This is a genomic window from Sphaerisporangium corydalis, assembly GCF_025506355.1.
GTDB lineage: Bacteria > Actinomycetota > Actinomycetes > Streptosporangiales > Streptosporangiaceae > Sphaerisporangium > Sphaerisporangium corydalis.
Genome location: NZ_JANZYP010000115.1, coordinates 1 through 12,457 on the forward strand (window position 1 = coordinate 1; position 12,457 = coordinate 12,457).

At 64.7% G+C, this 12,457-nt stretch carries 7 protein-coding genes and 1 pseudogene; 4 read left to right on the forward strand and 4 right to left on the reverse strand.

Translation table 11 applies throughout. From position 1 onward, the window contains the following. The 3 genes and pseudogenes from NYZ98_RS40435 to NYZ98_RS40445 all read right to left on the reverse strand — a co-directional run. Positions 1-394, reverse strand: a pseudogene (locus NYZ98_RS40435) (hypothetical protein); the annotation flags it as partial. 524 nt (positions 395-918) lie between these two features. Then, positions 919-2,148: a trypsin-like serine peptidase gene (locus NYZ98_RS40440; protein ID WP_262850720.1), complete on the reverse strand. Its 1,230-nt coding sequence runs from the start codon at positions 2,146-2,148 to the stop codon at positions 919-921. Positions 2,149-2,410: 262 nt separating this feature from the next. Further along, the gene (locus tag NYZ98_RS40445) at positions 2,411-3,916 is read right to left on the reverse strand and encodes a trypsin-like serine peptidase (protein ID WP_262850722.1); all 1,506 of its coding nucleotides are present in this window, start codon (positions 3,914-3,916) and stop codon (positions 2,411-2,413) included. A gap of 267 nt (positions 3,917-4,183) precedes the next feature. Here NYZ98_RS40445 and NYZ98_RS40450 point away from each other — a divergent pair, with 267 nt between their 5' ends. From NYZ98_RS40450 to NYZ98_RS40460, 3 genes are all read left to right on the forward strand, one after another. Further along, a complete protein-coding gene (locus NYZ98_RS40450; RefSeq protein ID WP_262850724.1) occupies positions 4,184-4,687 on the forward strand; it encodes a subtilase-type protease inhibitor in 504 nt (167 codons plus the stop codon). Positions 4,688-5,127: 440 nt separating this feature from the next. Further along, the gene (locus NYZ98_RS40455) at positions 5,128-9,960 is read left to right on the forward strand and encodes a DNRLRE domain-containing protein (RefSeq protein WP_262850726.1); all 4,833 of its coding nucleotides are present in this window, start codon (positions 5,128-5,130) and stop codon (positions 9,958-9,960) included. 103 nt (positions 9,961-10,063) lie between these two features. Further along, complete coding sequence (locus tag NYZ98_RS40460) at positions 10,064-10,333, forward strand: hypothetical protein (RefSeq protein ID WP_262850728.1); 270 nt, start codon at positions 10,064-10,066, stop codon at positions 10,331-10,333. 18 nt (positions 10,334-10,351) lie between these two features. Here NYZ98_RS40460 and NYZ98_RS40465 read toward each other — a convergent pair whose 3' ends face one another. Beyond that, positions 10,352-10,762: a DUF2000 family protein gene (locus tag NYZ98_RS40465; protein WP_262850730.1), complete on the reverse strand. Its 411-nt coding sequence runs from the start codon at positions 10,760-10,762 to the stop codon at positions 10,352-10,354. 1,210 nt (positions 10,763-11,972) lie between these two features. On the opposite strand from NYZ98_RS40465, the gene NYZ98_RS40470 reads away from it, so the two are divergent. Then, a complete protein-coding gene (locus NYZ98_RS40470; RefSeq protein ID WP_262850732.1) occupies positions 11,973-12,326 on the forward strand; it encodes an SSI family serine proteinase inhibitor in 354 nt (117 codons plus the stop codon). Positions 12,327-12,457: the final 131 nt, after the last annotated feature.

A 12,457-nucleotide genomic window follows, 5' to 3' on the forward strand; every position in this document is an offset into this window, starting at 1 on the left:
ACCAGTACTCCTTGTCGCCCACCGTGAAGAAGACCTTGCCGATGGTCTTCGGCAGGTTGACGTTCTTCACCTTGGTGGGGGTGATCTTCTCCTGGCCGATCGGCGGGACGGTGCCGGCCTTGCCCGAAGGAGCGGCGTCGCCGCCACCGAGCTTGACCTTGCCCGAAACCTGCTCGTCACCGACGAACTGGCCGGCGGCCTTGAGGTTGGCGCCCGCGTTGGCGGTCCAGTAGTTGCTGATCTTCTGCGCGCTGGAGGCGGAAGCCAGGGCGACGGTCTTCTTGGTGGGAGCGGTCGCGGCGGAAGCCGAGGTGACCAGCGTTGCACCGATCATGCTGGTGGCGGCGATGGCGCCACCAATGGGGAGGATGAGGCGCTTGGCACGGGTGTTCAAGGGAACTCCTTGGGCTGGCGTGGAACGCATCTTGCGCCCCATGCGTCAGTAAAGGGATAACCAGGAAGATACAGAGAAGATCTTGTCTGCGGTAACCGGAATCGCGGTGATTTTCGGCGTTCGTCCCCCGTGATCTGTTCGTGACCAGCCAGATCTCCGGACATCGGCTGTCAAGTTGCCTCGTTCCACAGCATCCGCGCAGATCAGGCCATGGGTGCGACAATCGGGGCAGATGTGACGAGAGTGATCCGCTCGGGCCGGCGCCCGTCCCTGTGTGACGCAGATCACACCAACTTGATGGAGCCAAATCGTCGAGTGCCTACGTCTAACGGCTCCACATGGCCGACGAAACGAACAATTCGCCTCACTCGGGAGTCCGGGTCGCACCGTCGGACCGATCATCGTCGCGAGGCTTCGCCGTTAGAACGCGCCAAAATCGGCGATCTTCCCGATTGGACCCGTGACAACGCGAGAAGGGCCCGGCGACCGTGGTCGCCGGGCCCTTCTCTGTGGATCTGGGGGGATCAGTCGGTCTTCTGCCGTCCGGCGTACGAGTACACGGCGTACGTCGCGGTGTTGAAGTACGGGGAGGACACGCCGTCGTAGCGGCCGTCGCCGTCCAGGTCCCACGTCAGGCTGTTCACGCCGTTCAGGTAGCCGATGCGCCGGGTTCCGCTGTACTTGATGACCCAGGGCCCGCCGCTGGCGCCGGCCGTGAACCCGCATCCCCCGAACATCACGCCGTTGTCCAGTTCCCACTTCTGCGTGGAGATCTTCCTGGTGGCCCGGGTCAGGCACCACTGCATCGTCCGGCCGGTGAAGGGCCTGCTGCCGTTGGGATGCGGACCGGCCGGGTACCCGAAGGCGTAGGCCGCGACGGTGAACCCGCGGTTCCAGGCGAAGCCCTGACCGCCGACCCGCGTCTCCAGCCGCCCGGTGTCGACCGACTTGTACACAGGCTGCCCCGTGGGGTCCTTCTTGGGGGTGCCGTCGGCGTTCTTGTCGGGATCCCAGCGGTAGCCGTGGTGGACGGTCACGAAGGCGTAGTCGAAGTCGAAGTCTCCGGTCGCCGCGTAGGTGTCGTTGATGTAGAGCGTGTGGCCGACGTAGATGCCGTAGGGCGTCGCCCCGTCGATGTAGGAGGGGATGAACACCCAGTAGTCGACGGGCTTGCCGCTCTTCACGTCGTACGCGCAGTGGCCCGCCGTCGCGACGACGTTGCCGTACTTGGAGTGCACCGACGAGGCCGAGCACCAGTATTCGGTGGTGCCGTTGCGGAAGAACACCTTCCCCACCGTCGGCGGAAGGTTGACGTTCTTCGACTTCACGGTCAGCGACGTCTTCGGCGGGGGCGAGCCCAGCAGCGCGGTCGTCTTGCTCTCGGGCGCCTTCGTGCTCCGCCCGGCCTCGGCCGAGGCCGGCGTGAGCGACGCGGCGCCGGGGTTGCTCGTCGCCGTGGGCTTCGGTACCGGGCTCGTCGCGCTCGGGGTCGCCGAGCTCGTCGCGGCGGGGGCCGCGGACGCCGTCTTGGGCGCGTAGCTGCTGGCGTGCTTCAGCCGGTCAGGCGTCCACCATTCGACGACCTTGTTGAGGTCGGCGTCGTTCTGGGCCAGGGGAAGAGTGGTGATGCCCGCGGGCGCGGACCGGCTCGAGGCCAGTGCGCCGGGGAATCCCGGACCCGCGGAAAGGATCACACTCGCGGTCGCGAGGGCGCCGCAGAATGTGAGCGCGATCCGCTTCGCTCGGGATGGCATTTCGTACCTTCCACTGATCAGAAGAGTGCAGACAACGGTGAAGGGCGATTTTTCCAGATCAACTAGTAATCGGCACGGTACTTGGGTGACCTGGGTTCACTTCGTTATGGGAGGGAACGTCGGGGCGTACGTGAACGCTCGTCCGGTAGGGGGCGCCGGGGATCGTGGACGGGTATCCGGTGAGGGCCGCCCGGGGTGTGGGACGTGTACCCGGTAGGGGGCCGGACATGCGGCCCGGCCCCCTACCCTGCCGAGGGATCCGTCAGCTCGTCGTAAGCTTCCCGGTCCACAGGTTGGCGGCGTACTTGTAGATGCCGTAGGTGTCGCTGTTGAAGTACGGCGTCGTGATGTGGTCGTACCGTCCGTTGCCGTCGGTGTCGAGAGTCAGGCTCACGACGCCGTTGACGTAACCGGTCCGCTTGCTGCTCTTGTACACGATCAGGAACGGGCCGCCGGTGGCGCCGGGCGTGAAGGCGCACTTGATGGCGAGCTGCTCCTCGGCCTTGTACTTGCTGACGGCCGGGGCCGCGGCGGTCTGGCCGTAGCACCACTTCATGGTCTCGCCGGTGTAGGCCTTGTTGCCGTCGAGGTGCGTGGCGGTCGGGTAGCCGAAGCTGAACTGCTTGGCCTTGGTGCTCCGGTTCCAGGTGAAGCCCTGGCCGCCGACGTTGTCACCGAGACGACCCGCGTCCACGAACGTCTTGATGTGGAAGACGGTCTTGTAGTACTTGACCGTGGTGGTCTTCTTCACCCAGTACTTCACGTAGTAGTGGGTGATGGTGTAGGCCGAGTCGACGATCTTCTTGTAGCCGGGGCCCGTGTACTTCTCGTACGTGACCTCGTCCACGATCTCCGTGGCGGTCTTGCCGGGCGCCTTGGCGAAGTTCACCTTGGAGTCGGCCGCGGGAGCCTTGTCGAACTCGTCCTTGGAGACCTCCTTGACGACGCGCTGGCCGCCGGCGGTGCCCCAGGGCAGGACGATCTCGGAACCAGTGGACTTCGACCAGGCGTCGGCGGTCTCGCCGCCCTTCTCGTCGACCTTCTTCTGGTACTCGTCCTTGGTGATCTCTTCGTCCTTGGCCCACTTCGGGCCCTTGTAAGCGTCGTACTCGTTCTTGGCGACGACCTTCTCGCCGGTCTGCTTGACGCCGTTGTAGACGTTGACGAACGCGTAGTCGTAGTCGTAGTCCTCGTAGACGGTGAAGTCGTCGTGGAGGTTGACCTTCGCTCCGACGTAGACGCCCCACGGCGCCTTGCCCTGGTAGTAACCGGGGATGAAGACGAAGTTGTCGACGTACTCGTTCTTGTCGGTGTCGTACACACAGTGACCGGCCGTGGCGACCAGGTTGTGGTACTTCGACTGGACCGAGGTGCCGGAGCACCAGTACGGCTTGCCGTCGACCTGGAAGAACACCTTGCCGACGTTGGTGGGCAGGTTCACGTTCTTTGAGGTACCGGCGGTCTTGTCGCCGTCGCCGGTCGGGGCGACCGTTCCGGCCTTGCCGTCGGCGGAGGCCTTGCTGGTGCTCTTCTTCAGCTTGCCGGAGAGCGAGGAGTCCTCGAGGTAGCTCTTCGCCGCCTTCAGCTTGCTGGGCGTCCAGGACCCCGCGATGGCCTTCGCGTCGGTCCCGTTGGCCAGCGAGCCCGACTTCACAGGAGCCGGTTTGGCCTGCGCGCTGGCGGAGTTGGAGAGGGTCGCGCCGATCATGCTGGTGGCCACGATGGCACCACCGAGAGGGAGGATGAGGCGCTTGGCTCGGGTGTTCATTGAGCTCCTTCTTTGTCATGGGAGGCCCGGGTAGGTCCCATGCGTACGTAAAGAGACAGGTGTGACCGTACTCCGGCGATCTTGGTCATCGACCCCAAAACCGGACAAATATGACTGTCCGTTATTTTTTTGTTATGAAACCGCTGGAACCGGAGAGATAACTGGTGCGTCGAATCTCGCTCTCGGAGAGGGGCTCGGCGCCCGCTCGGCAGGCCGACACGAGGAAGGCCGGCGACGCTCCATGCCATACGAAACCGGGGGATCCAGATGAGACGTCTCTTCAGCGGCCCGATCCGCAAGGCCTGCAGCGGCCGGATCAGGAGCCTGACCTGTGCGGTCCTTTCACTGGGCACGGCCGCGGCCGTCGGCCCCGCGCCCGCGAACGGCGCGGCCGCGATCCCGAGGCCGTTCCCCGGCGGCCCCGCGGCCCACGCGTCGGCACTGCATCAGCCCAAGGGCGTGAGCCGGGCGTTGCTGCTCACGATCGCCCGGGGGGAATCGGTCACGCCTTCAGAGCGAATTGTGCTCCTGCAGTGCCCCGCCCCCGGTGGCACCCACCCACGGTCGGCCGAGGCGTGCCGGCTCCTGGAACCGGTCTCGGGAGACCTGGGCGGCCTGAAGATCAGCTCGGGCGCGTCCTGCGCCCACCGCTACCAGCCGACGACGGTGTCCGCCTCGGGCATGTGGGACGGCCAGCACCTCTGGTTCGAACGCACCTTCGGCAACCCCTGCGAACTCCGCGCCTATACCGGAGCCGTCTTCAATTTCTGAAACGACGGTCCGAGGTGTCGTACCTTCTGGCGCTGGGATCCGGTTGACGGCCGGGTCCACAACTTCGGGCTGGTGGGCTGTGAATCCGGAGGGTTGGTTTCGGTTAACTGTTAAGTGTATTAATGCAAGTCCTAACCGGAATGCATCTCCTTGCACCGAAACGCCGTGACGGCTCTGAACTGGCCAGATGGACTCGCCCCCTGCCCATGATTCGATCACCCGATCGATTAGGGACGTGCTGGCGTTACGGACGTCATCGGCATGTCGTCAGTGAGCCTTGTCACATTGCCGAGAGATCACCCTCAACATAGAAATTTCCTGACACATCCACTTACGTCCCATTGGGGTGTTATGTGAAAGTCTCAGGAAATACCTCCTCCCTCCGTGTGCGACAACCGGGCCGGCCAGGCCGCGGGATCGCCGTGGCAACGGTCTCCGCGGTGGTCGCCTCCCTGCTGGCGGCGGGCGGGCCCTCACCCGCCACCGCCGACACTTCCCCGCCCTCCACCCAGTCGACCCCGGCCAAGCCGGCCGTTCCGGCGATGACGGCACTGCCCCGCCCGGTGGATCCCGACGCGGCCGCACGGGCGGCGATCACGCAGGCCCGCAAGCTGGGCAAACCAGTCGAGGTGGACCAGGCAGGCACCGAAGGATCGCGTACGTGGGCGTACCCGGACGCGCATCTGGTGACCGAGGCGTATTCGGCGCCCTCTCGGGTGAAGCAACCCGATGGCACCTGGGCGTGGATGAACACCGCTCTGGTCGAGCGGAACGGGGTGCTCACGCCTACGGTCGCCAAGGCCAAGGTCGAGTTCTCCCTGGGCGGGAACGGTCCGTTCGCCACGATGCGGCGCGACGACGGTCAGCGGTTCGCCCTGTCATGGGGTGGTACCTTGCCGCGACCGACGGTCAAGGACAACGTGGCGACGTACGCCGATGCCGCCGGGCCGTCCGCGGACCTGGTCGTCACCGCGCTGAGCACGGGATTCACCCACGATGTGGTGCTACGGGAGCGCCCCACAGGGCCGGTGGAATACCGCATCCCCGTCCAGACGACAGGAATGGACTTCGGCAAGAACGAGCAGGGCGGGCTGCAGCTCACCGATGCCAAGGACAAGGTGCTCGCCCAAGCACCGCGACCGGTGATGCTGGACGCCTCCGCCGCTCCTCCCACAGGGGCCGGAGCGGTGACGGGCCGCCGGGTGGGGCGGATCTCCACCTCGGTGGTGAACGAGAACGGCCGACAGGTCCTGGTGCTCAAGCCGGACGCCGCCTGGTTGAAGGACCCGGCGACGCACTATCCGGTGACGATCGACCCGACGACCACGCTGAGCGTGACCACCGACACCACAATCGGCTCGCGCGCTGAATGTGCCATCTTCGACCCTCTGGTGTCCTCCCAGTCGACGCTGCTCACGATAGGCGGGAAGGTCTGGACCTGCTCGGGTAGAGACGCTTTCCAGTACTACCGCTCCTATCTGAAGTTCGACACCGCCGCGCTCACCGGCAAGGCCATCCTCTCGGCGGCGTTGCAGTTGTGGCGGACCCAATCTTTCAAGTGCGCCGTGGCCGGAGACGGCACAGTGCAGGCCGGGCGAGTCATCAGTGACTGGGCAGCCAACACCATCAGCTGGTCCAACAAGCCTCCGACCGCCGACCCTGCGTGGACGCCCTGCCCGACCACCAGCCCCAACACGCCGGGCGCCATGTCCTGGCCGGCCACCGACTGGGTCAGGAAGTGGGCGGTCGGTACCCCGAACTACGGCATCGAGTTGATAGGGCCCTCAGAAAGCCTGGTCAACAACGCCGACAGCTACACCGTGAGCTACCACTCCTCGGAGATGACCGGCGCTGGTGCCACCCCACCCAAGTTGATCGTGCAGTATTTCCTGCCGCCGGAGATTCCGACCGTCACCGCCGAATCGGTCGACTCTGTCGACGGCGACCAGGCCATCGTGCGCACCAGCTCGGCCAAGGTCGGCTACCAGTCCACCTCGGCCGACGGCCGCAACCTCGATTATTACCTGTCCATCCTGGACTCCACCGCTCCCCTGCCCCCCTGGACCACGGGCGCCGGAGCCGTCGCACAGTGGAGCTTCACCGAAGGCATCACTCACGTCGATGGCACCGGCAATCATCACGACCTGGCCTTCATCACCGGTCGCTCCACCGTCATCAACGGCAAAGACGGCAAGGCCATCCAGCTCAACGGCGCTCCCACAGTCGGTGCGGACGCATCTGTTCTAGGCCCGGTCCTGCACACCGACAAGAGCTTCTCGGTGGCCGGCTGGGTCCGCGCGGACACGACCGCGACCACGACGGGCGGCATCTTCAATCAACGCGGCCCAACCCAGGACGGCTTCACGGTCACCTACGACGGCAACACCCGCAAGTACCGCCTGACCATGTACAACACCGGGGCCGCCAACAGCTCTGGCACCAGCGTGACCTCGACCACGGCCACGACCAGCGGTACCTGGAACCACGTCACCGCGGTCTACGACGCCACCGCCCACAAGATCCGCCTGTACATCAACGGCGTCCTGTCGGGAGAGGCCACTCACAACTCCACCTGGGACTCCTGGTTCACCGGGAGCACGTTCAACCTCAGCCCCAGCGGCGGCCTCCTCACCTCGACCAAGACCTCCTACGACGAGGTCCGCGCCTACCAGCGCGCTCTCAGCCAGGCCGAGATCTCCTGGATGCTCAACCTCACCCCGCCCACCAACGCCAACCTGCCCTCCGGCCAGTCCGCGACCAAGACCTACGACGTCAGCAACGTCGACAGCTTCAAAATCTCCGTAAAAGCCTGCATAAACGGCGTAACCCCCCAAACCTGCTCAGAATCCCCCTACTACCGCATAACCACCGACGCCCCCTATCTCCCTACCGATACCGAAACCGGTCTTCAGGATCCGATCCAGCCGATCCTCTCCGGAATGGCCAACCGCCCGTCGGGCGGCCTGATAACCGCCAAGTTCTTTCTCTATAGCAGCGCAGGTGTGCCCATCGGCGCCGCGCCACTAGGCACCCGAACCGTCAACGGGGGTCAACGCGCCTCGTTCCAGGTCCCGTCTGATCTCATCCAAGCCGGTACCGCTTATCGCTGGCAGATGCAGGCCTGCGTCGAGGAGATATGTTCGGCAAAAACCCCATCCGTTGCTTTCACGTCGCCTGGCACTCCTCCGCCTGATCCAGTCGAGAACGTCCGTCACCTCACTTTGGGTATGGACAGTATCGTCATCAAAACGGCGAACCCTGACCCCGCAGCGTGTGATGGCGGACCTTGTACGGTCGTCGATTCGGCCACAATGCGGATCGGAGGCACCGGTTCAGACAAGACGGCGGCTGTCATCGGGCTCAGACTGAATGAACTCCCTGACGGTGCGGGAATCTCAGAGGGTATCCTCAAACTCGGCACGCCGATCTGTCCGACAGGCCCATGTCCGCAGGACGCCGTTATCACCGCCACCCCCCTGAAAAGCCCTGTCACAAGTGAGACCAGGGGTTCGGATCTTCTCGGCGACGTAGACACCCGCACGACGACTTACACGCTGCCGTTGAATCAGCCGCAGGCGGACATCGCGGGGAGCGAATACTCCTGGCTGATGCTCACCGCCGACAAGGACGACGTGATCACCTTTGGTGATGCGGCGGCAGCGGAGAAGCCTTCCTTGGATCTCACCTACCTTCTAGCAGGTCCTCCCAGTGAGGTGCTGAACCTGGTCACTCAACCAGGAGACGCGGCGGCGATCGCCAGTTGGGGACTTCCTGAGAGCAACGGCAGCGTAGGAATACTCGAGGGTTATGACGTCGAAGTCGCCAACAGTGGTGGGGCGGTAGTCAAGACGCTGGTGGTCGAGGATCCGTTCGCCAATATAACGGGGCTGACCAACGGCGAGGTCTACAACATCAGGGTGCGGGCCAAGACGGCTTTCGCAGTGGGCGAATGGGTGAGCGCCACCGTAACCCCGAAGGTCGTACCTCCTCCTCCCAGCTCAGATGCGAGTCAATCGTGCGTTCCCTTCCTCGATGGGCCGCCTGCGAGCGCGAACACCAAAACAGTGTCAGACTCCGGTGCGGGCGAGTACGTACAGCGGGTCAGGGACTATTACCAGGCGCAGGATGCAGTGCTGGAAGGTCGCGCAGAAACCGTCTGGGATGCCGCAGGTGTGACTCCCGACGCTCCGAGCGCCGCCAAACTGTCGTTGCTGAACACAGCACTGGTCCTGCAACGTGGCGAAATGGAGAGGGTAGGCGAGTCCCGCACTGATTCCGCGGTAGCCCTGGACAACGCCGTCGTCCAGCCAGGCGCCAACGGGTCGGTTCGTGTCACCGTAGAGGTCAAGCGGACCTGGAAGATTCAGACTGCACCATCTGCGAAATCGATGCCGGGCAGATCGAGGACTGCGGATCAAATCGATCCAAGTGAATCCACGATTTCGATCGTCGTTTTTGATCGATGCGGGAACATGGTTATTCTGCAAGTTCCCAACGAGACGGTCGAGGATCCCACGGATGTGTCGGATGATGATGGCTGGAACTGCGGTTCCGGCCAGCAAAGAATGGCAGAAGCGCGATCCTGCAGCTCGAGTGGGCCGGGGCTGATCGGTGAGGGCGTGAATCTAACCTTCAAGCTGGGCAAGACCTGGGAAGTTCATTATCGATCCGGGTCATCCACTCCACGCACTGAGTTCGACGAACTGGAGCCATGGGATTCCGAATGGCCGGTGCAGTCGTACATAAACTATGTGCGCATCTATCCCAAGCCGAAGAATGCGTCCGAGAACAGTAAGTACGGATGGCAGTCGGATTACGGTAAGTATCTCGTGAGCCATGCCTACATGAAGGTCTCGGGATCCGCCTGCTTCCGGAACGAGTCGTACAAGTCCAGTGGCGACCTCAATGTCAGCACCAGCCCGTCTTTCACTGCCAAGTGGGAGAGCGACTCGAAAGAAGAGTGTGGGGGAATAACCGAGGAGCGGAAGCGGGGTAGCCTTAGTGCCAAGGGTGACCCGCAGCTCAACGCATATAGAGGACTCGTCTGGGGTAAGTGTGCTGTAACAACGTGTAGCATCGACCGCTTCCGGCACGTTTATGAAGCGGAGATCAGGCTGGATTTCAAGAAGAACGGCACAGTGTACAGAAACTACAGTATCAGGGCGGACCAGTCGTGCCCCCTATCGCGCTCGAGTTCGTGGGGATCGGTGACCTTTGGGAATTCCCAGTGTCTCGGTGCATTCTCGGTGGAGGATTTGGGGCCACCGCTGTAGTGTAACTTGGTGCTAGATAGGGCCATGGCAGGGTGGGTGAGGAAGTAATCCTCGCCCACCCCGTCGGCTGTTGTGGTTCATTCCGGATAATGACAAGGTCAAAATGACATTCGCTCAGGTGCTGACCCTTATTCCGCTGCTGCCTTGGCTCGTGATTCTGATTCGATCGAAGCACTACTCGTCAGTCGCCACCGCGGCCGGCGCCGCGTTCGTCGCCTCAGGGGGGATTTTGCTTTGGCTATCCCTACTCGGAGCGGCCGGCTTGTTCAATTCCGTCGAGCGGGTCGCCCCCGATCTTCTCTCGCTGATGACCTACGCGGGTATCGGGATGATGGTGGCTGCCATCGCCTGCGTTCTCATCGAGCGCAGATAAAGAGAATGCCACCTGGTCTCAGGGGTGCAGTGTCAGGCCTTTTAGGGTTTTGTCTAGCGGGTTGCGGGGGCCGTAGATGGCCAGGCCTACGAGGGGGAGGTCTGGGGCGGGGTGGGCCTCTACGGTGGCGCGGTTGGCTGCGTCGTGGCCGGTTTTGAACATTTCCTCTATGTAGACCGCTGTGGCGAGGCCGCGGCTCAGGGCGCGGGTGTGGACGGTGGCGAGGCCCTCGCCGTCGGCGGAGTAGATGAGCACCGGCTGGCGGAACATCGCGAGGTAGGCGTTGCCGGAGGCATCGGCGTAGGGCTCGCCGATGGCGTCCTCGGCTTCGGCGGCCACGGCGCTCGCCAGGAACGCGGTCACGTTGAGCTTCTGCCAGATCGCCAGGTCCTCGCGGACGACTATGCCGATCTTCGTGTCGAAACGCATGCGGTCCAGCGTCGTCGGACGCGGACGAGCCTGTCTTGTACGGCGGTGCGGGTGTCTGGCTTGGGGGGTGGTGGGGGGTCTGCTCCGGGGGCGTTCGGGGGTGATCCGAATCGGGTGAGAAGGATGGTGGGGGGTAGGGGAGTCGGTCGTTGATCTGCGGGTTCGGGTGCGGGAGGCTGTCGGTCGCTCTTTCGTCATGCGAAATCGGGGGATTCACATGCGACGCTTCTTCACGGGCCTGAGCTGTCTCGCCCTGGCCTTCGGCACGGCGGTCACCGTCGGAGCGGCGGGGGCCGGGGCCAGTTCCGCTGGCGAACCGCCACCGGGGGGTCATACCCATGACACCCACCAGGGCAAGATCGCTGGGATCAAGCACAAGCCGAAGCAGAAGTCGAAGCCGAGGCATCGCCACAAGCACGGGGGGAAGAAGGCAGGGCACCACGCCCACGCCGGCGGTACGGGAGCGTTTCCGGGCGACGTCGGCGGTCCAGGGCCGATTCCGTGGAGCATCAGCGGGATAGGGCCGATCCCGGGGAACATCGGCGGGATGGTGCCGGGGCAGGGGATCGCCCCAGGGACGGGGTCCGGGCAGGGGATTCCCCCCGGGGCTGGTTCTGAGTTCGGGAATCCGCCTGGGGCTAAGCCGGGGCAGGGGGTTCCGCCGGGGGTTGGTTCTGGGTACGTGAATTCGCCTGGGACGAAGCCTGGGCAGGGCATTCCTCCTGGGGTTGGCTCTGGGCACGGGATTCCGGCCGGGGCGAAGCCGGGGCAGGGGAATCCTCCTGGCGTGGGCGCTGGGTACGGGAATCTCCCGGGAGTGGGTTCCGCGCCGGGGAACGCGGGCGGGCCGAGCTCGCGGCCCGGTAACGCGGGTGGCATGGGGTCCGGGCCTGGTCATGCGGGTGAGCCTGGTTCGGGTCCGGGGAACGCGGGTGGAAGCGGCTCTCGTCCTGGCGGTACAGGTGGGATGGGGTCTGGGCCGGGGAACGCCGGTGGGAGGGGGTCGGGGTCTGGTCATGTGGGTGGGCCCGGTTCGGGTTCTGGGAACGCGGGTGGCGTGGGTTTCACGTCTGGGCACGTGAGTGGGCCGGGTTCGGGGGGCGGTTCCCATCCTGGGCACGTGAGTGGGCCGGGTTCGGGGAACGCGGGTGGGGTGGGTGCCACCGCTGGGCACGTGAACGGGGCGGGGTCGGGGTCGGGGAGTGTTGGTGTGAGTTCGGGGGTGGGGACGTCGGGGGTGGCGGTCGACAACACGGCACAGGTGCTGGCGCTGACCGTTCGTCGTGGGCCCAAGGCGTTTCCGCCTGACCGGATCGTGACGCTGCGCTGCTCGCCTCCGTCCGGATCGCACCCCAGGCCCGTGTTCGCGTGCCGGGTGCTCGCCGTCGTCGGCGGTGACCCGACCAAGCTGGACCTGTCGCCGGGAGCCAACTGCCCGAAGATCTTCGCTCCGGTGTCGGTGGCCGCGCTCGGCACGTGGAACGGGAACCGCATCCGGGTCGAGCGGACGTTCGGCAACGCGTGTCTGCTGAAGGCCGCGACCGGTCCCGTCTTCGACTTCTGACCCCAAGGACAACCTGGTCTGACGCGGAGGATGTGCGGACGGGAGGGGGTCGACGCCTGACGCGGAGGGTGTGCGGGTGTGGAGGGGCTCGGCCGGTGGTCGGGCCCCTTTGTCGCGTGTGGGGGTGGGGT

Bases quoted from the DNA above. Each gene is read 5' to 3' on its own strand.
- NYZ98_RS40465 (WP_262850730.1), bottom strand. From the start codon at position 10,762: ATGCGTTTCGACACGAAGATCGGCATAGTCGTCCGCGAGGACCTGGCG.
- NYZ98_RS40450 (WP_262850724.1), top strand. From the start codon at position 4,184: ATGAGACGTCTCTTCAGCGGCCCGATCCGCAAGGCCTGCAGCGGCCGG.
- NYZ98_RS40440 (WP_262850720.1), bottom strand. From the start codon at position 2,148: ATGCCATCCCGAGCGAAGCGGATCGCGCTCACATTCTGCGGCGCCCTC.
- NYZ98_RS40445 (WP_262850722.1), bottom strand. From the start codon at position 3,916: ATGAACACCCGAGCCAAGCGCCTCATCCTCCCTCTCGGTGGTGCCATC.
- NYZ98_RS40460 (WP_262850728.1), top strand. From the start codon at position 10,064: ATGACATTCGCTCAGGTGCTGACCCTTATTCCGCTGCTGCCTTGGCTC.